22 protein-coding genes are annotated in these 23,469 nt (G+C 35.3%); 11 read left to right on the top strand and 11 right to left on the bottom strand.

Annotation, left to right across the window (positions count from 1 at the left end; all coding sequences use genetic code 11):
- Positions 1 to 2 precede the first annotated feature (2 nt).
- The 4 genes from G9C87_RS00525 to G9C87_RS00510 all read right to left on the bottom strand — a co-directional run bounded on the left by G9C87_RS00525 (position 3) and on the right by G9C87_RS00510 (position 4,571).
- Positions 3 to 1,253, bottom strand: a complete 1,251-nt coding sequence (locus tag G9C87_RS00525) for a CinA family nicotinamide mononucleotide deamidase-related protein (protein WP_172276763.1) — start codon at positions 1,251 to 1,253, stop codon at positions 3 to 5.
- 101 nt (positions 1,254 to 1,354) lie between these two features.
- Positions 1,355 to 1,894 carry a lipocalin family protein gene (locus G9C87_RS00520; RefSeq protein ID WP_172276760.1) on the bottom strand — a complete coding sequence of 180 codons (540 nt, stop codon included), beginning with the start codon at positions 1,892 to 1,894 and terminating at the stop codon, positions 1,355 to 1,357.
- Positions 1,895 to 1,961: 67 nt separating this feature from the next.
- Entirely contained in the window at positions 1,962 to 2,696 is a 735-nt protein-coding gene (locus G9C87_RS00515; RefSeq protein ID WP_172276757.1) for a LytR/AlgR family response regulator transcription factor, read from the bottom strand.
- A 93-nt stretch (positions 2,697 to 2,789) separates the two neighbouring features.
- Positions 2,790 to 4,571 (bottom strand): histidine kinase, encoded by a 1,782-nt coding sequence (locus tag G9C87_RS00510; RefSeq protein ID WP_317168517.1) that lies wholly within the window; start codon positions 4,569 to 4,571, stop codon positions 2,790 to 2,792.
- Between the two features lie 157 nt (positions 4,572 to 4,728).
- On the opposite strand from G9C87_RS00510, the gene G9C87_RS00505 reads away from it, so the two are divergent.
- The 3 genes from G9C87_RS00505 to G9C87_RS00495 all read left to right on the top strand — a co-directional run bounded on the left by G9C87_RS00505 (position 4,729) and on the right by G9C87_RS00495 (position 8,639).
- Entirely contained in the window at positions 4,729 to 6,483 is a 1,755-nt protein-coding gene (locus G9C87_RS00505; protein WP_172276754.1) for an amidohydrolase family protein, read from the top strand.
- A gap of 151 nt (positions 6,484 to 6,634) precedes the next feature.
- Complete coding sequence (locus G9C87_RS00500; RefSeq protein ID WP_172276751.1) at positions 6,635 to 7,309, top strand: SIMPL domain-containing protein; 675 nt, start codon at positions 6,635 to 6,637, stop codon at positions 7,307 to 7,309.
- Between the two features lie 130 nt (positions 7,310 to 7,439).
- A complete protein-coding gene (locus G9C87_RS00495; protein ID WP_172276748.1) occupies positions 7,440 to 8,639 on the top strand; it encodes a vWA domain-containing protein in 1,200 nt (399 codons plus the stop codon).
- 73 nt (positions 8,640 to 8,712) lie between these two features.
- On the opposite strand, the gene G9C87_RS00490 is transcribed toward G9C87_RS00495, so the two are convergent.
- Positions 8,713 to 9,918: an NAD(P)/FAD-dependent oxidoreductase gene (locus G9C87_RS00490; RefSeq protein WP_172276745.1), complete on the bottom strand. Its 1,206-nt coding sequence runs from the start codon at positions 9,916 to 9,918 to the stop codon at positions 8,713 to 8,715.
- 111 nt (positions 9,919 to 10,029) lie between these two features.
- Here G9C87_RS00490 and G9C87_RS00485 point away from each other — a divergent pair, with 111 nt between their 5' ends.
- Entirely contained in the window at positions 10,030 to 10,410 is a 381-nt protein-coding gene (locus tag G9C87_RS00485; protein WP_172276742.1) for an STAS/SEC14 domain-containing protein, read from the top strand.
- A gap of 33 nt (positions 10,411 to 10,443) precedes the next feature.
- Here the strand turns inward: G9C87_RS00485 and G9C87_RS00480 are convergent, their stop codons facing one another.
- Positions 10,444 to 11,643: an MFS transporter gene (locus G9C87_RS00480; RefSeq protein ID WP_410498713.1), complete on the bottom strand. Its 1,200-nt coding sequence runs from the start codon at positions 11,641 to 11,643 to the stop codon at positions 10,444 to 10,446.
- A gap of 185 nt (positions 11,644 to 11,828) precedes the next feature.
- Here G9C87_RS00480 and G9C87_RS00475 point away from each other — a divergent pair, with 185 nt between their 5' ends.
- Positions 11,829 to 12,683, top strand: coding sequence for an AraC family transcriptional regulator (locus G9C87_RS00475; protein ID WP_172276736.1), 855 nt, complete (start codon positions 11,829 to 11,831; stop codon positions 12,681 to 12,683).
- 96 nt (positions 12,684 to 12,779) lie between these two features.
- Here G9C87_RS00475 and lipA read toward each other — a convergent pair whose 3' ends face one another.
- Positions 12,780 to 13,646 (bottom strand): lipoyl synthase, encoded by an 867-nt coding sequence (gene lipA / locus G9C87_RS00470; protein ID WP_172276733.1) that lies wholly within the window; start codon positions 13,644 to 13,646, stop codon positions 12,780 to 12,782.
- Positions 13,647 to 13,760: 114 nt separating this feature from the next.
- Here lipA and G9C87_RS00465 point away from each other — a divergent pair, with 114 nt between their 5' ends.
- Entirely contained in the window at positions 13,761 to 14,396 is a 636-nt protein-coding gene (locus G9C87_RS00465; protein WP_172276730.1) for a hypothetical protein, read from the top strand.
- A gap of 38 nt (positions 14,397 to 14,434) precedes the next feature.
- On the opposite strand, the gene G9C87_RS00460 is transcribed toward G9C87_RS00465, so the two are convergent.
- Positions 14,435 to 14,995 (bottom strand): RNA polymerase sigma factor, encoded by a 561-nt coding sequence (locus tag G9C87_RS00460; protein ID WP_172276728.1) that lies wholly within the window; start codon positions 14,993 to 14,995, stop codon positions 14,435 to 14,437.
- Positions 14,996 to 15,272: 277 nt separating this feature from the next.
- On the opposite strand from G9C87_RS00460, the gene tyrS reads away from it, so the two are divergent.
- The gene (gene tyrS, locus G9C87_RS00455; RefSeq protein ID WP_172276725.1) at positions 15,273 to 16,568 is read left to right on the top strand and encodes a tyrosine--tRNA ligase; all 1,296 of its coding nucleotides are present in this window, start codon (positions 15,273 to 15,275) and stop codon (positions 16,566 to 16,568) included.
- A gap of 154 nt (positions 16,569 to 16,722) precedes the next feature.
- Here the strand turns inward: tyrS and G9C87_RS00450 are convergent, their stop codons facing one another.
- The gene (locus tag G9C87_RS00450; protein ID WP_172276723.1) at positions 16,723 to 17,157 is read right to left on the bottom strand and encodes a hypothetical protein; all 435 of its coding nucleotides are present in this window, start codon (positions 17,155 to 17,157) and stop codon (positions 16,723 to 16,725) included.
- A 224-nt stretch (positions 17,158 to 17,381) separates the two neighbouring features.
- Here G9C87_RS00450 and G9C87_RS00445 point away from each other — a divergent pair, with 224 nt between their 5' ends.
- The 3 genes from G9C87_RS00445 to G9C87_RS00435 all read left to right on the top strand — a co-directional run bounded on the left by G9C87_RS00445 (position 17,382) and on the right by G9C87_RS00435 (position 19,978).
- The gene (locus G9C87_RS00445; RefSeq protein WP_172276721.1) at positions 17,382 to 18,020 is read left to right on the top strand and encodes an alpha/beta hydrolase; all 639 of its coding nucleotides are present in this window, start codon (positions 17,382 to 17,384) and stop codon (positions 18,018 to 18,020) included.
- Positions 18,021 to 18,129: 109 nt separating this feature from the next.
- Positions 18,130 to 19,452: a PDZ domain-containing protein gene (locus G9C87_RS00440; RefSeq protein ID WP_172276718.1), complete on the top strand. Its 1,323-nt coding sequence runs from the start codon at positions 18,130 to 18,132 to the stop codon at positions 19,450 to 19,452.
- Position 19,453: 1 nt separating this feature from the next.
- A complete protein-coding gene (locus tag G9C87_RS00435) occupies positions 19,454 to 19,978 on the top strand; it encodes a hypothetical protein (RefSeq protein ID WP_172276716.1) in 525 nt (174 codons plus the stop codon).
- Here the strand turns inward: G9C87_RS00435 and G9C87_RS00430 are convergent.
- Complete coding sequence (locus G9C87_RS00430) at positions 19,975 to 20,994, bottom strand: L,D-transpeptidase (RefSeq protein ID WP_317168516.1); 1,020 nt, start codon at positions 20,992 to 20,994, stop codon at positions 19,975 to 19,977. The genes G9C87_RS00435 and G9C87_RS00430 overlap by 4 nt on opposite strands.
- A gap of 330 nt (positions 20,995 to 21,324) precedes the next feature.
- On the opposite strand from G9C87_RS00430, the gene G9C87_RS00425 reads away from it, so the two are divergent.
- Entirely contained in the window at positions 21,325 to 22,077 is a 753-nt protein-coding gene (locus tag G9C87_RS00425) for a M12 family metallo-peptidase (protein ID WP_172276711.1), read from the top strand.
- Positions 22,078 to 22,190: 113 nt separating this feature from the next.
- Here G9C87_RS00425 and G9C87_RS00420 read toward each other — a convergent pair whose 3' ends face one another.
- Complete coding sequence (locus tag G9C87_RS00420; RefSeq protein ID WP_172276709.1) at positions 22,191 to 22,682, bottom strand: transcription termination/antitermination protein NusG; 492 nt, start codon at positions 22,680 to 22,682, stop codon at positions 22,191 to 22,193.
- Between the last annotated feature and the right edge of the window lie 787 nt (positions 22,683 to 23,469).

The raw sequence follows: 23,469 nt of genomic DNA, 5'->3' as shown, positions 1-23,469 counted from the left end.
AACTAATTATTTACAAGCAAGCTCACCAAATCCTGAATAATTTTCTGTGAAACGAAATTCATAAAGTCAAGTCTTTCCAGATGGGGCATATAAAGTTTGAAGTTTTGAGCCTGATCATGAATCCTGATTGTATAGAAAACGGTTCCTACATCCTTTCCATCCTCTCCTTTTCCCGGTCCGGCAACTCCAGTTGTAGAAATGGAAATATCCGTATCAAATAAGCGCTGACATCCCTTTGCCATTTCTTCAGCTACCTGTTCACTTACAACCGTAAATTCGTCCACCGTGCTTTGAGAAACTTTTAAAATTTCAACTTTTTTTTCTGTTGCATAGGGAACAATTCCACCTATAAAATATTTGGAACTTCCTGAATTCGAAGTGATCATTTTTGCCAATTCTCCCCCCGTACAGCTTTCGGCCGTGGAAAGCGTAAGTTTTTTTTCACCCAAAAGTTCCCCTAATATTTTCTCAATTTTGTCCTCAGTAGTAGCGATAATATTTTCACCTACCAATGGAAAGAGTTTTTGAATCTCTTCCTCAAGTTGTCTGTTCAGAATATTTTCATCATGTCCAGATGCTGTAAGACGAAGCTTCACGCGGGTTCCCACCGGAAGATAGGATAAAGCCAGATTCTCAGGTAACGAAAGCTCCCAATCCTCAATGATATCCGCTAAAATACTTTCAGGAATTCCTACTACGGAAACAATTCTTGTGGTGATATACTGTAAGCTAAAAGTATTTTTTAGGTAAGGAATAATCTGGTCTTTGATCAGGGGCTTTACTTCATAAGGCACTCCGGGAAGACTAAAGCTCAGTTTATCACCATACTTCATCATCATACATGGAGCAGTCCCATACTGATTCTGGAAAACTGTAGATTTAGCAGGAACAAAAGCCTGTTCTCTGTTTCTTTCCAGAATTTCCAGACGGCCTCTTTTTTCCATATATTTTTTTAAATGTTCGAAAGTCGGTTCATCCAGAGCTATTTCATCATTAAAAAAATCGGCAAGCGCTTTTTTAGTTTTGTCATCCCTTGTAGGACCCAGCCCACCTGTTGTAATAACAAGGTCTCCTATCTCAAAAGCAGCATGTAAAGTATCCTTTATAGTTTCAATTTCATCAGAAATCGTGAAAATCTGTGAAACTTTTATCCCTATATTCTTAAGTTCAGTAGCAATAAAATTAGAATTGGTATCTATTGTATTTCCTGAAAGGATCTCGTCTCCGATAGTAATGAGAACAGCATTTTCCATATTGTACATTCTTGAAAAAAAATCTAATACAAATGACGGAAAAATCTGTGGCCTCGGCAATGTTTATTATAGAAATCTTTCTAGGCAAATCAGCCTTTTTGCTAATTATGCTTCACCCAGATCAATTCATCCGTATTATATCCTATTCTCTTTGCTTTTTCTAAAAACCGTAATCTTATGCTTTCCGGAATTTCAGTCGTTCTGGATAATATCCACAGGTATTTTAAGCTGTTTCCTGCTACTAAGGCATACTGATAGTTTTTATCGATATCAATCACATTATAGCCTGCCCAAATAGGTTTAAAAAAAGAAACTTTTAAGCGGGCTTCCGTTTTATCTTTTACAAACCTTGCCTCTCCTATGGACTCTTTCCATTCTTTTTTCACATAATTATACCCTTTATTATCTACCCGGATGCTTCCATCGGGATTTTGGGAATAGGTTGCCGTAACATTGTCCATGTCTTTCTCAAACTTATAATCGAAGCGGGCAATTTCATACCATTTTCCCAGGTATCTTCCGGAATCAAAACGGGTGACAGGCACAGCACCTTTTGGTACCCTTACAGAACATTGATTAAAAATGAGAAATCCTAAAACTCCTATCGAGACAGGAATAACTATTTTCTGAAAATTTTTCATAATAATATAAGTTTGTGGTTATGAAAAAGTCCAAAAATGATGCCTTTAGGTTCCCCTTAACATAAAGCTAAGAAAAGGTTTTAAGAAAAGCTTCTTTGAATGTCCCTGAAACCTCAATCTCAGCATCATCCAATAAAGTAACAGTCCCGCTTTTGTGATATGATTTAACAAAACCTGTATTGATGATATGTGAACGATGAACTCTGACAAAGGGAGCTTCAAGAAGATCATCAAAATGTTTTAAAAATCTGCATACCATCTTTTTGGTTCCGTCTGTAAGATAAACGAGGGTAAAATTTCCATCTGCCTGCAGTCTTACTATTTCTTCAGTTTTCACAACATCAAATCCCTGTAATGTCGGCAGGATAAGTTGCTGCTTATCAGGTTTTACTTTGAGATTTTCCAACAGTATTTTATTCCGGTTCAGCTCTTCCTTTTTTTCAAGGCTTTCTGCTACTTTATTGACGGCAAGAATCAGCTCCTGGATATCTATAGGTTTTAAAATATAATAGCTGGCCGACTTATTAAGAGCCTGTAAGGAATATTGAGAAAAAGCAGTTATAAAGATCGTTTCATAGGTGTAATCCTTAGTAGCTTCCAAGACATCAAAAGCATTCCCGAATGGCATTTCCACATCCAGAAAAACAAGCTGCGGAAGCTTCTCAGCGATCAGAGGAACGGCATCTTTTATATTTTCGGCTTCACCGAGGATTTCTACCTGAGGACAATATTTTGTAAGATAATTCCTTAGAACCTCTCTTGCAATAACCTCATCATCTATGATAACAGCTTTTATTTTCATTGATACAGATCCGGATAATGTCCGGTTTACATGTAAAAATATAATATTTAGTTGAAATGCAAACGTCTATTAGATAAGATAATCCTGAAAAAGTTATAATTTATAGCGGATCTGTACAGTTACACCTTGTTCATTCTTTTTATCCGTTATGGCACAGTGGATGTCCTGTTTATAAAGGTCATTTAACAAAGTAATTCTTTCCATCGTATTTTTCATCCCTCTTCCTTGCCTTGATTTTTGATGTTCTGTTTTCAATTTTTTACTTTCTTCAATACCTATTCCGTTATCATCAACGGTTATTATCATATATTGACCCTGCTTCTCAAAATTCAGTTGTAAAAATCCTTTGTTCTGACGATACCGTAGCCCATGCCATATCGCATTTTCCAAAAAAGGCTGGATCAGCATGCCGGGTATCAATAGACTCTGTAAATTCAGGCTTTCATCCACCTTGATTTCATAGTCAAATTTATCTGCAAACCGTGTTTTTTCCAGAGCCAGATAGTTCTGTAACAGATCGAGTTCCTGTTGGAAAGGAATAAAATCCTCTGCTGAGTTTTCCATAACACCGCGCATCAGTTTCGAAAATTTTGTCAGGTATTGATTCGCCTCCAACTCATTATTCGTGGCGATGAATTGATTCACACTATTTAAACTGTTGAAAATGAAATGTGGATTCATTTCCCGGCGAAGGGATTGTAAAGCTATCTTTTTATTTTTGATCTGAACTTTCTTTAATGTCCATAAAATGAAGCCTGCCAATGCTGCCAATACAACCAAGGCTCCTATAAGACTATAATTAAATGCATTCTTTTTGCGGATCAGCTCATCTTTTAATTCCCTTTCTTTTTCTAATTGTGCTATTCTTTGTTCGGTGTCTTCAAGAATTTTATTATCAACAAGACTTCTGTCCTTTGAAACAAGATCAGGTAATCGTCCGAGAAAATCCCTGTATAGCTTTACCGATTCACCCGTATTTTCGGAAACACTGTACAAACTGTCCAATCTTTTTACACTTTTCTGGGCCTCCAGCGTATGTCCTTTTTCCAGTGCAATATTGTAGGCATTTTTCAATGTTTCAATAGCACTTTTTGTATCATTTTTTTTAATATAAATATCAGCGAGCTCTTGGATCTGTTCTACTTTTTTCTGAGAATTATCTTTTACAAAGTCCTCTTTCAAAACTTTCTTCTTGGCTTCAATGGCTTTATCAAAATCTTTATTCTCAACATAAAAATTGGTCAGCTTCTGATTAATTTCCAGAGCCTGCTGAGGTTCCATCTGCTTTTTGGAAATTGTGTAAGCACTTTTAAGATTCGCTTCAGCTTTAGGTATATCGTTTTGCTGGATGTTTACATCAGCTAACTGACTGTAACTGGCTGCCAGATCTGCTTTTTCATTGTCTTTCCTGCTGATATCAATATTGCTTTGGATCGCTTCCGCCCTCTCTTCCTTAGAAGGTGACGAGAGCCTGGTAACATCGTTGGTATTGATGCTTTTGTTTTCCTTTGAGTAGCTGATATCAGCTGCTCTGCTGTAGTTAAGGATCGCCGGACTTATTTTATTTTGTTTTTCCTGGGATTGCGCGAGCTTTCGGGTTACAAATTCGAGGTTCTTTTTATCGTTTAGGTTTTGGTACAGATTCCTTGCTTTTATCAAATATTCTTCACTTTTTGCATAATTTCCCTGACCGTAATAATCATTTGCCATACTGACATAGGTATCCGCGACCGTTTTATTATCATTATTATCAACCGCTTTTCTAATTTTGGAGGCAGACTTAAGTACTTTAGAAACCTTCATGGAATCCTGGGCAAAAGAAGAACTTCCAATTGCCAAGGTAATGAGTAATATAATTTTAAAAAGTAGTTTCACTTGTATCCAGATCTATTATGCAAAGTAAGTAAAACTTTAGGTATCGTCTCTTACCATTCACCAAGTGAAACGTATATTTCACCAAGTTTAAAAGAAATAATAATCAATACACCTGTTTTCATATATTTGTGAATTACAAATCTCTTAAAAGAAACTCATGAAAACCTATTTGTATTTACTGTCCCTTCTGTGTTTTCTTACCCAGACAATTCATGCACAAACCTACATTCAGAATGTAACGGTTGTGGATGTGATGAATAAAAAAATGATTCCCAATCAAACCGTAGTGGTTACAAAAAACATGATCTCTGAAATCAAACCGGGGCATAAAGTAACAATCCCTAAAAATGCGACGGTTATAGATGGAAAAGGTAAATTTCTGATGCCGGGAATGACGGATGCCCACGTTCATTTCTTCCAGAGCGGAGGCTTATATACGAGACCGGATGCATTTGATCTCAGAAAGCAGATCCCTTATGAAAAAGAAATAGATTGGGTACATCAGAATATGGAAGATTTTTTACTGCGTTATCTTAAAAATGGAATTACTTCCGTCATCGATGCAGGTGCTACTTTCAACTTTCTGAAATTAAGAGATTCATTTGCAAAAAATCCTAGTCTGCCTTCTGTTTATATGACAGGGCCACTCATTACAACCTACGAGCCCGAAGCTTTTAAAAACCTGGATAAAAATGAGCCTTTCAAACTGGTGAAAACCAGTGAAGAAGGACGCAAGATGGTTCAGGAGCAGCTTCCCTATAAACCCGACTTTATCAAAATATGGTATATCGTTATGGCCGACCCGAAAGAAATAGAAGCCATGGCAAAAAAATATGAGCCTATTATTAAAACTATTATTGAAGAAGCTCACAAAAACAACCTTAAAGTTGCAGTACATGCTACGGAAAGAATTACCGCACAGATTGCCGTACAAAATGGAGCCGACTTTTTAGTGCATGATGTGGAAGATGAAGTTGTACCAGATGACTTTATCAAACTTCTTAAATCAAAAAAAGTAGTACTCAGCCCGACACTCACGGTGATGGATAATTACTTTAAAACCTATGCCCAGAAAAAGAAATACAATACCTATGAACTGGAGAATTCGAATCCACAAACAGTAGGATCTATCTATGATCTTCAACATTTAGCAGATTCTGCAGACTCCACAACGATCAATAAGATGAAAAAGCGTTTCAACCTACCTCAGCTGAACGCTTACGCCAGAAAGAAAGATTCTGTAAGAATCATTAATCTAAAAAGACTTTCGGACAGAGGGGTAACCATTGCAGCAGGTACAGATGCGGGAAACATTGCCACCCAACATGCTACTTCCTTTCTTGCCGAGCTAAAAGCAATGAAAGAAAGTGGAATGAACAACTGGCAGATCATTCAGTCTGCAACAATTAATCCAGCCAAGATCTTTAATAAAGAAAATATTTCGGGAAGTATAAACACCGGTAAAGTAGCAGATATGGTTCTTTTACGCGCAGATCCCACTGAAAATCTGGATCATCTTACCCAGATAGAAATGATTTTCAAAAACGGACAGCCAATACAGCCTGATAAAATTTTAAAAATCACCCCAGAAATCCTTGTCCAGCAACAGGTAAACGGATATAATGCCAGAAATATAGATGCATTTCTAGAACCTTATGCCGACGATGTCGAACTCTATACTTTCCCTGATAAATTAATAAGCAAGGGAAAAGATGCCATGAGAAAAACCTACAGCGCTATGTTTGACAAATTACCGGATCTTCATTGTGAAATTACCAATAGGCTGATCAAAGGGAATTTTGTAGTGGATAAAGAAAGTGTTTCAGGAATCAGGAAAAACGGAAAAGTAGAAGCAACAGCCATCTATGAAATAAAAGACAATAAGATTTCAAAGGTCTTTTTCTTGCCTTAAAAAGAATTTAAATACCTATAATAAAAAGACAGTTCGAGTGAACTGTCTTTTTTTTTGTCATTTCACCAAGTGAAAACTTCATTTCACCAAGTCTATTCATTTCAGGTTTACAATCGGACTAATTTTACTTCAGAATTTAAAACAAGAAATTATGAAATTGAGACATTTTTTATTAATCGGATTCCTTACAGCAGGAAGTTTAATAAACGCACAGGAAGTAAAGAAAAATGCAATTGAGGTAACGGGAGTTGCTGAAATGGAAGTAGAGCCGGACGAAATCATCTTCAACATCGGAATAAAGGCCGATAACAAAAATGAACTGGCAGACAATGAAAAAAAATTATTTGAAACTTTAAAAAGCAATGGGGTAAAGAATGAGGATATCACCTTCAAATCAATGTATCAGAATCTTTACTCAAAAACAACCAAGTTCACCAAAAGTTTTCAGTTTAAGGTAAATGCTAAGACCAACCTCAGTAAGGTATTCGAAGGGTTAAATCAAAAGTGGGTAAGCAACCTGAATATTGCAGAGGTAAAAAATACCAAAATTGCAGATTTCAGAAAAACCGTAAAAATAAATGCATTAAAGGCAGCTAAAGAAAAAGCGGATTATTTACTGGAAAGCATGGGTAAAAAAACCGGAGCTCCTTTAGAAATTACAGAGATCGAGGATTACACAAGTGACACTATTATGCCAATGTCTGCCTACATGAGAAAATCCAGTAATGTACAAATGGAAGCTGATGCAGGAGTTGATTATTCATTTGACAATATTGAAAATATCAAATTGAAATACAGCATTAAAACCAGATACGAGATACTTTAAAAATGCTAAAGGCAGCTATCCGCAGTTGCCTTTGTTCAAACTAAAGAGTCATCAATTTTTCCTTTAAGGTAAAGTCCCAAAACATTGCAGATTCATTAGTATAGAAAATAAACAATTAAAAATATAAATAATGACAACTTTAAAAATTTTAACACTGAGTATAGGTGCTGCTTTTTTAAGTTCTAATAACCTTACAGAGACACGTTGTATGGGAAAAAGCAATCCTTCGGTAATTGAGCACATTACAACACAAAGACCTTCTTTGTATACTGCACAACCATCATCAGGGGATAACAAAATTCAGGTTGCCCTTTTACTGGATACTTCGAACAGCATGGACGGATTAATCGATCAGGCTAAATCCAGACTCTGGAATATTGTAAATACACTGACTACACTAAAGTATGAAGGAAAAGCACCACAAATAGAAATTGCATTGTATGAATATGGCAATGACGGAATTCGCGATGAAAATTTCATCCGCCAGGTAACTCCCCTAACACAGGATCTGGATCTGGTTTCAGAAAAATTATTCGGATTAAGAACCAATGGTGGAAGTGAATACTGCGGTGCCGTGATCCGGGATGCTGCTATGAATCTGAACTGGGATAAAAATGATAAGAGTATGAAACTTATCTACATTGCCGGTAATGAGCCGTTTGATCAGGGAAGAATTAACTACAAGGAAGTTATTTCATCTGCTAAGGCAAAAAAAATCTATACCAATACTATATTTTGTGGTGACAGAAATGAAGGCATCCAGTCATTCTGGCAAAATGGAGCTGTTACAGGTGATGGAAAGTACTTTAATATCGATAGTGACAGAAAGGTAATCTATGTGGAAACACCATATGATGCTAAAATTTCAGAGTATAACACGAAACTCAATGACACTTATGTATATTACGGAAGCCATGGTTCCGAATACAAGAGCAAACAGATCATGCAGGATAAAAATGCAGCAGTTCAGTCTGTTTCCAATGCGGTGGAAAGAACGGTAGCCAAAAGTAAAAAGAATGCATATAAGAATGATCATTGGGACCTTGTAGACAAAGCGGAAAAGGATGTCAACTTTATAACAACTGTTAAAGAAAGTGAACTTCCCGCTGAATTAAAAGGCAAAACTAAAGAAGAAGTAAAAAGGCTGGTAACCGAGAAATCTGCCGAACGGGAAAAGATTCAAAAAGAAATTGAGGGGCTTTCCAAAAAAAGACAGGAATATATCAATAACGAAATGAAAAAAAGAGGAAATGCAGACTCTGATGATCTGGGCAAAGCTATCGAAACTTCAATCTTGGAATTGGCCAGAAAAAGCGGATATACTATATAATATTGGCAGCTTGGAAGCCACCAATATAGTAATGATAAAACCAGGTGGATGATGTTTTGATAACCATCTGGTTTTATCTTTCAAACTTAAAATATCTCGATAAGGGATGTTTTTTATTTTTCATAAAAAGAGATGTCATTTCCATTCCTGTAACTGAAAAAGTAATCCCGTTTCCACCAAAACCAAGCACAAAATAGGAATTATTGAATTTCTCATGTTCACCTATATAAGGTAACCCGTCTTTAGTTTCCCCGAAGGTTCCAGCCCATACAAAATCTGTATAAAAATGGTAATCGGGCCTGATCTTTTTTAATGTTTTCAGAATCTGTTTTTCTTTTTTATCCAGCAATTCATCCCGCTTTTTCGCGTCATAAAAATCCTCATCCCCTCCTCCGATCAGCAACCTTCCGTCATCGGTAGTCCTCATATACATATAAGGTTCATCTGTATTCCAGACCAGTGTACTGGAGATATTTTTAAATTTATCATCATCAATCTCGGAAACTAGAGCATATGTGCTTTTGAGATCCACAAAATTTTCTTTGATCAGACTTTTACTCTCATAGCCTATACAATAAATGATCTTTTTAGCTTTGATCTGAGGTCCGTTTGCTGTGCTTACAAGATTATATCCTCTGTAACTCTTTGCCGCTTTCATCTCTGTCTTATCAAATACAAGAAGTCCTTTCTTATGATTAAATTCCAATAATTCATGGGCCAATTTGAATGCATCTACGCTTGCTCCCTGCTTAGAAACAATTCCTCCAAATATATTTTGAAATCCGAATTCTTTTTGAATTTCTTCAGAATCCAGCCATTCCACTTCGAATCCGTATTTTTTTCTGGCTTCAAATTCCTGCTGCAACCACGGTACATCTTTTTTTCTTGACGCATAATACAGAGATCTTTTTCTTTTAAAACCGGCCTTTGATTTTAATTCTTTTGTAAGCTGTTCTATTATATCAATAGCATCTGAACAGGCTTTGTAGCTTTCAACAGCTCCTTTTTCCCCGATCTGATCAATCAGTTTAAAAAGTGGAATATCAATTTCATATTGCAGCATAGAAGTAGTGGCTGAGGTGCTTCCGTTACAAATCTCCCGTTTATCAATAAGGATCGTCCTGTATCCATCTTTTACCATCTGGTGGGCAATCAGACTTCCCGTTATCCCACCCCCGATAATCAATACATCACATTCTTCATCTGATTTTAAAGAAGGATAAGAGGCTGTCAATCCATTCTTTAATAACCAAAATGGTTCATTCGATTTTAAATCCATATTAATATTTTAAACTAAAATACTAATATTTGTGAGTATTTTAACGATTTTCAGACGATTATTGGTGTAATTATTGTTGGTGAAATATCACCAAACCATAAAAAATATACTATGATTACTATTATTCCAGATGCCCCGGAGAATGTTGCGGCGTTCAGCGCAACGGGAGAAGTGACCCGAGAGGACTTTGAAAACCTTGTTATTCCCCATGTAAAACAAAAGGTCGATCAGTTTGATGAACTTAATTATTTATTGTATTTAGATACGGATCTGGAGAATTTTACCATGGGAGCCTGGTTACAAGACGCACTTTTGGGACTAAAAAACCTTGCTAAATGGAATCGTACAGCTATTGTGACGGATAGCAAAGGTGTTCAGAATTTCACCGATATATTCAGTGTCCTGATGCCCGGTGAATTCAAGTCTTTTCCTAAAGAAAATGTATACAATGCCCTTTACTGGTGTAAGAACGGTAATGAAGTTGAAGCATAAAGGGTTAAAAAAAGAGGCAAATGCCTCTTTTTTTTATTGATCTCCCGGAATACATTCCACTGTTATTTCGTCTGTTATAAGTTTTGAAGATCTGTATAAATACATATACCGTATACTGATCATCAGTCCTATAAACGTCATTCCGACACCCACCAAAGAAGGATATTTAAACGAAAATCCATGTTCTAAAGGAATTCCACCTAAAAATGCTCCCATTGCATTGGCAATATTAAAAGCGGCCTGCATAAAGGCCGCAGCCATCATTTCGCTTCTTGGAGCGGCTTTCATCATCATAATATTAATCGGGGCAGCCACAGACATTGATAACGCACCACATACAAAAGTAAGTACCAGAGCAATAATACTGTTTTCTGAAAAGAAAAATACACCTGCCAATGACGACATCATCAGAAGTAATAAAAGAGAACATGTTTTTTCTGGCCCTAATTTATCTGATAAAAAACCTCCAGCCAGATTTCCCACTACCATTCCTGCTCCCGCCAAAATCATAACATATGCCATCTGGCTTGCCTTAATGCCTGCAATGATGGTCATTAGTGGTGTAATATAACTAAACCAGGTAAATAGTCCGCCAAATCCTATTGCGGTAATTAATAATACCAGCCAGGATTGTTTATGTTTTAGAAATTTTAATTCCTCCAGAAAGTGTGTATCCTGCTTTGTTTCCATGGTAGGAAGCCAGAACTTTAAAAACAATAAGGCAAATAATCCAATTACCGCGACAATCACGAAATACCATCTCCAGTGGAAGGTATGCCCTATATAAGTGACCAGGGGCACCATTGCCAGGTTCGCTATAGTAAGCCCGGTGAACATTAAAGAAATATAGAATGCCTCCTTGCCTTTTCCTGCCAGCCGAGATGCCACTACGGTCCCTACTCCGAAAAATGCTCCATGTGGCAGGCCAGACAAAAACCGGATAATGAGCATTGATGTGTAATCTGGTGCTATCGCTGATAAACCGTTAAACAAAGTAAAAATCATCATTAAAACAATCAATACTTTTTTAGGTGGAAACTTCACAGAGTAACCGATTAATATCGGAGCCCCAATAACGACTCCTAGTGCATATGCAGAAATAAGATGCCCGGCTTCGGGAATACTTACCTGTAAAGTTTTAGCAATATCGGGCAGTAAGCCCATAATGGTGAATTCTGTTGTTCCAATCCCCAAACCACCAATGGCCAGTGGTATAATCCTCTTATCTATCATTCCCATATCATTTTGTTTCTTTTAATTGCTTCTTTGTTTTAGAGATAGTAAAAGCAATCCTATTATTTGAAAGTGCAAAAATCGATAGAAATTTTCAATTTTGCTTCCACTCAAATGATAAAAATTTGCTCCATATTGACCTTTTTGTTTAATTTTAAATCTTAAAATAATCAAGATAGAACCAAATGAAAATCCAGAAAGAAATTATTGACTTCGAAAAAGGAAAATCATTCAAGCTTTTTTCTCCTTCCTTGAAAGACTGCTTTTTCTGGCATTATCATCCTGAAATAGAATTGGTTTATGTTGAAGCCATAAATGGAATCCGCCATATAGGAAAAGATATTTCCGGTTTTACCAATAGTGATCTTTTACTGATTGGCTCTAATGTTCCACATCTCAACTTCGATTACAAAATCCAAACAGAGTGCAGACAGATGGTTCTCCAGATGAGAGAAAATTTTTTACAGGATATTATTGATCCGGTTCCCGAATTTGACGATATCAGACAACTTCTGGAACGTTCCTATCTTGGACTATCTTTCTCAGGAGACACAAAGCGGATCGTCGTTGAAAAAATGCATAGCCTCATGACTACAGGAAATTTTGATTCCCTCATCGGATTAATTGAAATCCTACAGATCCTTGCCAACTCAAATGAAGTAAAAGAACTGAATAATGAAGATACCCGGATCAAATGGTTTCTTAACGATAAAATAAGAATGGGAACAATTTACGATTACATTCATGAAAACTATGATAAAAAAACGAATGTCAATCACATTGCAGCAACAGTAAACCTGAGTACTGCGGCTTTCTGCCGCTATTTTAAAAAGCAAACCAATATGACATTTACTGATTTTGTAAACAACTACAGGATCAATCAGGCAAAGATATTTTTGTTAAAAGATTCGTCCGTAACGGAAGTTTGTTTTCAGGTAGGTTTTGAAAGTCTGTCGTATTTTAATAAGCTATTCAAACAGCATGTAGGTGAAACACCATCAGAGTTCAGGAAAAAGCATTTGGCTAAAATTGAGGGGTGATGAAGGCTAAATAGCTAAATTGAGTTTTGCTGGTTTACATATCAACTGGTCATTTTTAATAAAAAAAATCGCTCCGTGTTGGAGCGATTTGTATTTTTAGTGAATATGTTTTTCTGCGTGATAAGAACTTCTTACAAGTGGTGAACTTTCAACATGTCTGAAACCTAAACTTCTTGCAAAATCACCGAATTCATCAAATTCTTCCGGTGTAATGAATTTTTTTACAGGAAGATGTTTTTTAGTAGGCTGAAGATACTGCCCCAAGGTAATCACATCCACGTTGGCATTTCTGATGTCCTCAATCGTCTGGAAAACTTCATCTCTTGTTTCTCCCAAACCAAGCATAACACCCGTTTTGGTTCTTCTCTGTCCTGCTTCTTTCAGGTATCTTAATACTTCAAGGCTTCTTTCATATTTAGCCTGAATTCTCACTTCCCTTGTTAAACGTTTTACTGTTTCCATGTTATGAGAAATCACTTCCGGAGCAACATCCACCAATCGATCAAGGTGCTTTGTTATTCCCTGGAAATCAGGAATCAATGTTTCCATTGTAGTTCCCGGAGAAATTCTTCGTACCGCATTTACAGTTTCCCCCCACAGAATGGATCCCATATCCTTCAGATCATCGCGGTCCACTGAAGTAAGTACTGCATGCTTAATTTTCATTAATTTGATCGAACGTGCTACCTTCTCGGGTTCATCCCAGTTTACATCCATAGGTTTTCCGGTTTTTACACCACAAAATCCACAGCTCCGCGTACAGATATTCCCCAGGATCATGAAAGTTGCAGTTCCCTCACCCCAACATTCCCCCATATTCGGGCAGCTCCCACTCTGGCAAATTGTATTTAATTTATATTTATCAACCAAGGTTCTCAGTTCTCTGTAATTCTTTCCGGTAGGCAGTTTTACACGAATCCACTTTGGTTTTTGAACGGTAGTGTCTTGAACTAAATTTTCCATTTCTAAAATTGAACTTCAAAGTTAAGGAATTTTTAATGGAAACCATCTAATGCAGAAATTGATGGAACACATAATTAAAAATATAATTGTAATTTAGATCACCAAATTTTTTCCATGAAAACAACCTTCTTCCTTTTATCTCTATTCTTCAGTATCATTTGCTCTGCCCAAAAAGAATTTCAACCTGTGGGATCTGAGATTATAGAAACCGTAGATGGCGATCTTGACGGCGATAAAATCCCAGAAAAAGTAATTATCTACAATACGAAAGATACTACGGATATGGGAAATATCCGTGAAATCCAGATTCTAAAAAAAACAAATGGTAAGTGGAGCATCTTAGAAAAATCAAGAAAAGCCATCCTAGAAAGTAATCATGGAGGAATGATGGGAGATCCTTATCAGAGTATGGCCATTAACAAAGGAATTTTAGAAATTACTCAGGCTGGTGGAAGCAGCTGGAAATGGGGATACACGGATAAATACCGTTTTCAGGATGGACATTTCGAACTGATTGGTCATTCCCTTAGCTACGGAAGACCGGGAGACTATTGGGCGGATATTGATTACAACCTTTCCACCGGACAGTTGGTATATTCTAAAGAAGTAGAAGGTAAAGATAACCCAGACAACGGAAAATCTGAAAAAGAAACCGTCATAAAAAAAGACTGGAAGATTAATTTACAAAACAGAAATTCAGAAGAAAGAACTTTTAAGTTTCCAAAAACAAAAGCTGAGTTTCATTTGTAGTCATATCTTTTGAAACTTCAGAGATATTTTAATACTTATCAATCCTCATCAAACTCATTGTTTTTGAGAAGCTCAGCCAGGACTTTTTTAGCACGCATTACCCTTACTTTGGTATTTGCAACAGAAATTCCCAACTCTTCAGCTATTTCTTTTATGCTTTTCTCTTCAAAAAATCTGAGTTTTATGATATCCTGATAATTGGCATCTAAGGATTCAATTGTTTTAATGATTTTCTTTTGCTCTTCATCAGAAATCATCAGTTCTTCCGGAGATTTGGCAAACTGGTTCTTCACTTCATCCAGGTTTTCTGTCGGATCCTGATTTTCACGGCTTCTCTTTCGCCAAAAATCAATAACCGTATTCTGAGCAATTGTCAGTATCCATGTTTTAAACTGAAAATGAGGATCGTACATATCCAGTTTAGATAACACCTTTGAAAAAACATTGACCGTAATTTCATCTGTATCATTTTCGTCACGGACTTTTTTCATCACAAAAGAAAAGACATCCACCCAAAAAATATTAATAAGTTTTGTCTGGGCCTTCTGGTCTTTTTCTTTAGCTTTCTGAATAAGTGAAAATAACTGTTCGTCGTTCATTAGTAACAAATATAATTTATTTTCAGGGAAATGACAATAAGGCTGAATGGCAAAATCGCAAAATCCAGGATTCGTAAAACAGTTACTCGGACAGTTTTTACATGATAAAATGATTATGCCGTGATCGAGAAATCATGAAAGGGTAAATTGACCCATATAGTATGGGATTCTTGCCTTTCTGTTTTTTGGCTTTTCGCTTTTTAGCCCTCACACTTTACCATCCGTACTTCTGAATTTACTATCTTTGCACAGTTAAATTTTAAAGAAAAATTATAATATGAATTCCTTTATTGAAGAATTAAAATGGCGTGGTCTTTTTGCTGATATGATGCCAGGAACCGATGAACAACTGAATAAAGAGGTAACTACTGCGTATATCGGTTTTGATCCAACTGCTGATTCTTTGCATATTGGAAGTCTTATTCAAATTAAAATTTTAGCTCATTTTCAACAGCATGGCCACAAGCCTATTGCATTAGTAGGAGGTGCTACCGGGATGATCGGGGATCCTTCAGGAAAGTCTGCAGAGAGAAATCTTCTGGATGAGGAAACACTTTTACATTATGTCGACTGTTTGAAAAATCAGCTTTCTCAGTTTCTGAATTTTGATGGAGATGGAGCCAATAAGGCTGAGTTGGTAAACAATTACGACTGGATGAAAAACATCTCGTTTTTAGACTTTGCCAAAAATGTGGGAAAAAACATTACTGTAAACTATATGATGGCTAAAGATTCCGTAAAGAAGAGATTCTCAGGGGAAGCCGGAGCTGAAGGGATGAGTTTTACTGAATTTACTTATCAGCTGATTCAGGGATATGATTTCCTGCACTTGTACCAGAATAATAATGTAAAGTTACAAATGGGAGGTTCTGATCAGTGGGGAAATATCACTACAGGGACAGAACTGATCCGCAGAAAGGCACAAGGAGAAGCTTTTGCATTAACGGTTCCTTTGATCACGAAAGCAGATGGCTCCAAATTCGGAAAATCCGAGAGTGGTGAAAATTACTGGTTAGATAAGAAGAAAACATCACCGTATAAATTCTACCAATTCTGGCTGAATGCAACCGATGCTGATGCCGAAAGATTTATTAAATTTTATACATTTCTGGGTAAAGAAGAAATTGAAGCATTAATAGAAGAGCACAAAACAGCTCCACATGAAAGAAAACTTCAAAAGAAATTAGCAGAAGAAGTAACCGTATGGGTTCATGGAAGAGAAGAATATGAAAAGGCTTTAAAGGCTTCAGAAATTCTTTTCGGCCGCTCCACTGCTGAAGATTTGGTAAGTCTGGATGAGGAAACTTTCCTTGAAGTTTTTGACGGAGTTCCACAAAAAGAAGTAGCAAAAGCAGATGTATTGGGAATCAACATTATTGATCTTCTTTCAGAAAAATCAGGATTTCTAAAATCAAAAAGTGAAGCCCAAAGAGAGATCAAAGGAAATTCGATTTCCGTAAACAAGCAAAAAATAAATGATACTTTTACGGCAAACGAAAGTGACCTGATCGATGGTAAATTTTTATTACTGCAAAAAGGAAAGAAAAGTTACTTCATAATTAAAGTTCAATAATAACATTTCAAATAAAAGAAAAACATTTTTAAACTTTGACTAGACGTTCCTACGAAAAATTCAACAGAACCTATTGCACTTGCCATCAACAGAATATATCAAAAAAAGACCGCCTGGTATAAGCGGTCTTTTCTTTATTTGTAATTTAAACTTTTTATAATTCCAAGAAGCTGTGAAAAACAGCAGCACTTAAAACACCTTTACCAACAACGGTATCACTCTTTGCCACTTCTCCATCAATCCAAATGCTTACAATAAGTTTAGAATCATCGTCAGGCATCGTTGCATTAGCTGAAAGATTTAACTGGGCCTGGCTGGAGTTAACAAAAAATTCACCGCTTGACCAAGGAAGGGTAATGGGAGTCAATGTAGTATTATACATATTATTTACCGTAGTTCCAACCTGAGTAACGATGGTTTTTGAAATAACACCTGTACTCCCCTTTACTTCAAATTGTACGATATGATCTTTAAAGTCTTCATCGTCATCATCTTTTTTACAAGAATTTAATATAGAAATTACCGAAAATAATACGATGAATAAAAAAGAAAGTCTTAATAAACTTTTTGATTTGTAAAATTGCTTCATTTCTCCAAATAGATTTTTTAATGTTTCAAATATAGGTTTTTTATCAATATAAAAATAACTTTTATGAAAAATTTCCAATAAAGATTTCCAAACAATATCAAATCAATAAAAATAATATTTATGTCTGATTTTAAGCATTATTCATATTTTATAGTTAAAATTAAAGCCGTGATTATTCAAAACATAAAAATTTAGCAATTTGATTTATTACTTATCTTTGTAGTATGAATTTAGATTATATTGTAAGAGAACCAGAAAATATTACTTCTTCTACTCCAATACTTTTTATGCTTCATGGTTATGGAAGCAATGAACAGGATCTTTTTAGTTTCAGGGAAACCCTCCCCGCCGACTGGATCATCGTTAGTTTCAGGGCTCCAAAGAATACTCAATTCGAAGGATATTCATGGTATGACATTGATTTTAATAATCCAGAAAACTTTATAGATGTCCATCAGGCAAAAGAATCTCTGAACAGTGTTCTGGAGAATATTCTAAAAATAATTAATCAATACGGAATTACTGAAAGCAGGGCCCATTTATGCGGCTTCAGTCAGGGTGGAATTTTATGCTATGCCCTGGCATTACAATATCCTGATTTATTTAATTATGTGGCGTGTTTGAGCAGCTATCCTGAAGAGAAAATCTTAGGTGATATCGTTAGAGATAAAAAGAAATTAGAAAAGCTTAGATTTTTTGTATCCCATGGAACCGATGATGCTGTAATTCCATTAGAATGGGGAAGAAAGGCTGCAGATCTGCTGTATGAATTGAGTTGTTATTTTACTTTCAGAGAATACATGAGTGGACATGGAGTAAATCAAAAAAATTATATTGACCTTATGGATTTCTTTTCGAAATAATTTACGGATAATAAAACATATCAGACAAAACATTAAAAATTACATAAACATTCTCAAAATAGAGAATGTTTTTTATTTTACATAGCGATAAATTGCTTATATTCAGTAAATGAAATATCGATGTTTTATCTGGCTTTTATTGATTAGCATTTTTATCAATGCTCAGAACTCTTTTGAGATTAAAGATGCTAAAAAGACGGTAGTTCCATTTAAGCTGATTAATAATCTGATTTTCATTCCGGTCAATATTAATGGAGCAGATCTAACCTTTTTGTTAGATACAGGAGTTGCTGAAACATCAATTTTCAGCCTCGAAAACAAAGAAGTAAAACTAACAACACTTGAAAAGATCAAATTTTCAGGTTTGGGTGGGAACGCAAGTATAGATGGATTTCGTTCCGATAATAATACAGGTACAATAGGAAAAAATTTTATCAACAAGTCTCTGAGCCTTTTTATTATCGTTAATCAGGAATTTAATATTTCTTCTCATGTAGGAATCCCTGTTAACGGTATCATAGGATATCATTTTTTTAAAGATCATGCTGTTTCTATAGATTACGTTTCCAAAAAGATTACCATCTACAACGATATTGAACTGCTTAGGAAAAAAACCAAAAGATTTGAGGAGTTTCCCATTTCTATTGAAAAAAATAAACCGTATATTGAAGCAGAGGTTGAAATGACCAATGAAAAGAAGACATCCAAACTTCTTATAGACTTAGGGAACAGCGATCCTATATGGCTCTTTCCTACTCTGATAAAGAATTTTGTGTACAACCGTCCTAATATTGATGATTTTTTAGGCAGAGGATTTAATGGAGATGTATACGGAAAAAGAAGCCGTATTCATAACTTTTACCTGGGGGATTTTAAGTTTGAAAAGCCTCTTACTGCGATGCCGGATGAGTTTTCTATTCAGCATGTAAATCTTGTTGAAAACAGAAGGGGTTCAGTGGGAGGAGAAATTCTCCGCCGATTTACTATCATTTTTGATTATCCTAACCAGAAAATCTACTTAAAGAAAAATAAAAATTATGACGACCCCTTCCATTTTAATATGAGTGGTCTTGATTTTCAACAGGATGGATTATCCTGGGAAAAAGATTTTGTAGCCCTTGAAACCGGTGCAAAAAAGGCAAGTAATGAAATCGAGGTGATTAATAATAACTTACAGTACAAATTTGTACTAAAGCCTTTATTTTCTATTGCAGGTGTACGTAAAGATTCTCCCGCAGATAGAGCAGGACTAAAAAAAGACGACCGGATTATTACAATCAATGGTAGAAAAACCCTTGATATGACTTTGGAATACATTATGGAACTGATGAAATCTGAAGAAGGAAAAACCATTACCATGCTTATAAAAAGGAAAGACCAGGAACTTACACTGAGCTTTACTCTGGAAGACCCAATCCCCTATCAGGAATAATATGAAAACAGAAGAAACCACATTAGATAAGATACGCACACGACCGAGGTTTAAAATGTTTACCCATCTCAGTAAAGAAGAATATGCTGAAAACCTTAACAAATACCTCAAGGAACACAAAGGAGAGTTTTCCGGCAATGTCAATAAGGAGGTAGCTACCATCTGTGTGGAAACACCTTATGATAATTACTGGAAACCCAGACTTTCTCTTCGCGTGGAGGCAGAAGATGATGATATTGTGATCCGTGGAGTATTCGGGCCAAGCTCGGCTGTGTGGACCTTCTTTATGTTTCTCTATTTCTCTTTTTCGATTTTATGGATGACCTTTTTCACCATGTACTATGTAGAAAAACAAATCAAAAGCAATGAATTTCCTTGGGCACTCAATGCCTCGTTTATCATGTTGCTTTGTATTGCCGCAACATATGCTGCGGCCAGATTCGGACAAAGTAAAGCTAAAGATGAAATGCAGAAGCTCAGAAAATTTGCAGAAGAATCTACTTTACAATTTGAAAAGAAGTCTTAAGGTGCAAGCACTTGTGGCTTAACTGCAGGTTCCTGAATCTCAACAGCCTTCGCTGCCTTGATAGAATCTGCCACTTTTTCCCTGTTCTCCTGCTCTTTTATTATTTTTTCAATATGGGGCTCTATGAGCTTATTCATTTCTTCTACAGAAATATTATTTGCATTAGGATCATCCAACAGATTTCTCCACGGTTTCCTGTGCCCCCATTTGTAATCACCAAAAACCATTACTGCAGTTCCTTTTGCTTTAGTGGTGGCTCCTCCCGGATTCAGGATCCAGGTATCTGCATAAGAATATAACCATTGGGCATCATTTTTCAATAGCCGTAGACACGAATGCGATGCCGGATAGCCGGGTAGGTCATATTGATGCCATCCGATTCCTCCTGTGTTAAAAATATTGAAATTATAAGGTAATTTCCATTCACTACTAACCGTCGAAATGGAAAGCTTCTTTTTCCAGTTGGCAAAAGTTAATCCTCTTGTGGTCTGTGCGGTTTTTTTTCCCATACTGGTTGGTCCCCACTTTACAAGACTCCCGTTGGAATACACTCCATACGCCTGAATCGGATAAGAAAAAATAACAAATTTCTTTACATTACTCAATACATCCAATTGCATTGGAAAAGGTGAATAAGCCATCAGTGTGGTATCTATTTTGGCCGGAACTACCAATGTATCAGAATTCCATTTATTTTTAGAATCCAATCTGTTCAGTGCTAAAATAGCATACCGTTCTCTTTCATTATATTTTTTGCTGAATGCAGCATATACAGAATCTCTAAGCTTTTTATCTTTTGGAAGTACAAAAGCATTATAAAAGCCGGTTTCCTGCATTGCCGGAGGTACAGATTCCTTTTTAACCACTGAATCTTTTTTTATTGAATCAGTTTTTTCCGTTGGACTTTCTGTGGTAGTTGTATCGGTTCCTAAAGTATCATTTATTTTTTCAATTTCCTTTTTACATGATACTAAAAATAAAACCAGTATAAGACTGTATAAAAAAGATTTTTTCACAATTACGTTCATAAATTTAAAAGGTCGATTAGTTTTGCTACTCAGTACAAATATCAGACCTAAAACGGAATAATCATAATGATGGTTAAAAATATCGTAAAAATACGGTTAAGAACGATTAAAATATCAGTATAAAAGCTGACTGACACTATCATTATCTATGAAAAATCAATTTGTTTTCATTAATAAAAACAAACCCGCCGGGTTTAAGAAATGAGTTCAACATAAAAAAACAGATATAGAACAAATACATTACTGTGATATTACTACCACAAAACTTATTTTTACTAATATTGCATTATTAAATATTTAACAAAAGACACAAAACCTATGATTAAAAAACTAATTATTCCGTTTCTAGCCTTGCTATGTACAATATCCTGTAGCAGAGATAATGAATTCAGCAATGGATCATCAGATTACAACCATACGCGTCCTGTTGGCGCGTCAGCCAACGACCTATTAAGCAATAACCGGTATAATTCATTATTGATCGAAATTCAGTATATGCCGGGATATGCCCCGAATTCGCAAGCTGTTGATCATTTGAAAAACTTCCTATCCACTTTTCTCCGCAAAGATGGTGGTATAAACGTTATTCAAAGAGAAATTCCGGGAACATCCTCCTCCACTTTATCTGCGGATGATATAAGACAAATTGAGAATACAAACCGAACTGTATTTACCAACGGATCAACTCTTGCAGTAAACATTCTATATACCAACGGGAAATATAGCGGCAATTCTAATACGTTAGGAATTGCATACCGCAATACATCAATTGCTTTATTCGGAAAAACAATTCAGGAAAATTCCGGAGGATTTGGGCAGACCAGCAGAACAAAACTTGAAGCCACAGTGCTTGAGCATGAACTGGGACATTTGATGGGATTAGTAAATCTAGGATCCCCGATGCAGACAGATCACAAAGATTCTTCCAATGGAAACCATTGTAATAATCAAAATTGTCTGATGTACTACGCTTCTGAAACCACAGATATTTTAGGCTTTATTATAAATGGAAATGTTCCTCAATTGGATAATAATTGTAAAGCTGACCTTAAGGCAAATGGTGGAAAGTAACTGACAAAAGGATAACATTATATAAATACATTGTATAGTATAAGAATATACCATACAATGTATTTTATTTCTCTAATAATTAAGCTAATATTCTTATAACTCCATTATAGATCTTAAATTAAATGATAAGAATGCATTTCAGCTAAAATACTATACTTTAATGATTCAATTCTTACACAGATTTTTTTCTTGTTATCTATTTTTATTATTTCACAGTCATAATTTTCAAAAGGCCCTGAACTGATTCTCCTCTTCTCACCAACTTTAATATCTAATGAATTTCTAAGTTCAACATCTGAGAATTCATTAAGAAATACTCTTATTCTATCTATTTCTTCATCAAGAACACGGACCAGTCGATTTCCAAACTTGATAAATATGACCACACCTTCAATCGCAAGAGCTCGTAAGTAATCTTTTATTGTTTCTAAATAAATAAAAACGTAAGAACTAAAAAGCGGTTTTTCAACCTTCTTTTTACGATCACTCCATTGAGAGATTGTTTTATTGAGAGGTAAATACACTTTGAAATTTTGCTCAGTTAGGATTTGAGCAGTTTTTTTTTCGTAACGTGATTTGGTATAAATAACATACCATCCTTTCATGAAATTCATTTCTATATAATTATAATCATTTTACATCTTCTCCTTTCAAGTCACACCTGTTAACTTAAATTTTTCTTGAAAACTATAAGGGACATGAAATAACAGAAAAAGACATTTGCAGTACTTCTACTTTTCCTTACCATGAAAAATAAAACGTTAGTAGATATGGTCACAATTCTTCTATCTGTAGAGCAAAGATGCATTAGCTTTACACAGGTAACAACTAAAGCATATCTAGATTTATAAATCTGGGGTAAGTTATTATAAGAAATTTATACGTACGGATAATGCGATAAAGATTTAGCCATATGATTATCAATAATTTATAAACACAAACTAATCATATAATTAGGAAGGAGTTTAAAATATGTATTTTGCTTTTTAAAGCATAAAGTTCAAAAGAAACTGTTACTTATCTCCTGATTTATTTCAATATTTTTTGTTTTTCGCACCGTATAAAATAGGTTTCATTTACATGATTCTTTATAAACGGAATTGAATGATAAAAAAACTTTACATAAATAAAGTAAGGCTGAAATTTATGCTAATACTATCCTTTAAAAAGAAAAGTAAAAAATGCTCATGTATATTTGATATTACTTCGAGTAAGGATAAATTAAAAAGTAATTATACTTAGATAGCATGATCAATCTATCACAAAAGATGAAATTTCTGATTATTGACAGGGAAGTAGTTTTTGTGTTGTAGAACTCCATTATAAGCTCACATTCTTTCTTTATGCCAACCACAAATATCTATATAGTAAATCAAAAGTAAAAAGGAAATC

This window comes from Chryseobacterium sp. LAM-KRS1 (assembly GCF_013184525.1).
Taxonomy (GTDB): domain Bacteria; phylum Bacteroidota; class Bacteroidia; order Flavobacteriales; family Weeksellaceae; genus Chryseobacterium; species Chryseobacterium proteolyticum.
Note: the sequence above shows the minus strand (reverse complement) of the source record. Positions and strands in the feature narration are given on the sequence as shown.

Coding starts and splice junctions, on each gene's coding strand:
- G9C87_RS00525 (WP_172276763.1), bottom strand. CDS start 1,253: ATGGAAAATGCTGTTCTCATTACTATCGGAGACGAGATCCTTTCAGGA.
- G9C87_RS00520 (WP_172276760.1), bottom strand. CDS start 1,894: ATGAAAAATTTTCAGAAAATAGTTATTCCTGTCTCGATAGGAGTTTTA.
- G9C87_RS00515 (WP_172276757.1), bottom strand. CDS start 2,696: ATGAAAATAAAAGCTGTTATCATAGATGATGAGGTTATTGCAAGAGAG.
- G9C87_RS00505 (WP_172276754.1), top strand. CDS start 4,729: ATGAAAACCTATTTGTATTTACTGTCCCTTCTGTGTTTTCTTACCCAG.
- G9C87_RS00500 (WP_172276751.1), top strand. CDS start 6,635: ATGAAATTGAGACATTTTTTATTAATCGGATTCCTTACAGCAGGAAGT.
- G9C87_RS00495 (WP_172276748.1), top strand. CDS start 7,440: ATGACAACTTTAAAAATTTTAACACTGAGTATAGGTGCTGCTTTTTTA.
- G9C87_RS00490 (WP_172276745.1), bottom strand. CDS start 9,918: ATGGATTTAAAATCGAATGAACCATTTTGGTTATTAAAGAATGGATTG.
- G9C87_RS00485 (WP_172276742.1), top strand. CDS start 10,030: ATGATTACTATTATTCCAGATGCCCCGGAGAATGTTGCGGCGTTCAGC.
- G9C87_RS00480 (WP_410498713.1), bottom strand. CDS start 11,643: ATGATAGATAAGAGGATTATACCACTGGCCATTGGTGGTTTGGGGATT.
- G9C87_RS00475 (WP_172276736.1), top strand. CDS start 11,829: ATGAAAATCCAGAAAGAAATTATTGACTTCGAAAAAGGAAAATCATTC.
- lipA (WP_172276733.1), bottom strand. CDS start 13,646: ATGGAAAATTTAGTTCAAGACACTACCGTTCAAAAACCAAAGTGGATT.
- G9C87_RS00465 (WP_172276730.1), top strand. CDS start 13,761: ATGAAAACAACCTTCTTCCTTTTATCTCTATTCTTCAGTATCATTTGC.
- G9C87_RS00460 (WP_172276728.1), bottom strand. CDS start 14,995: ATGAACGACGAACAGTTATTTTCACTTATTCAGAAAGCTAAAGAAAAA.
- tyrS (WP_172276725.1), top strand. CDS start 15,273: ATGAATTCCTTTATTGAAGAATTAAAATGGCGTGGTCTTTTTGCTGAT.
- G9C87_RS00450 (WP_172276723.1), bottom strand. CDS start 17,157: ATGAAGCAATTTTACAAATCAAAAAGTTTATTAAGACTTTCTTTTTTA.
- G9C87_RS00445 (WP_172276721.1), top strand. CDS start 17,382: ATGAATTTAGATTATATTGTAAGAGAACCAGAAAATATTACTTCTTCT.
- G9C87_RS00440 (WP_172276718.1), top strand. CDS start 18,130: ATGAAATATCGATGTTTTATCTGGCTTTTATTGATTAGCATTTTTATC.
- G9C87_RS00435 (WP_172276716.1), top strand. CDS start 19,454: ATGAAAACAGAAGAAACCACATTAGATAAGATACGCACACGACCGAGG.
- G9C87_RS00425 (WP_172276711.1), top strand. CDS start 21,325: ATGATTAAAAAACTAATTATTCCGTTTCTAGCCTTGCTATGTACAATA.
- G9C87_RS00420 (WP_172276709.1), bottom strand. CDS start 22,682: ATGAAAGGATGGTATGTTATTTATACCAAATCACGTTACGAAAAAAAA.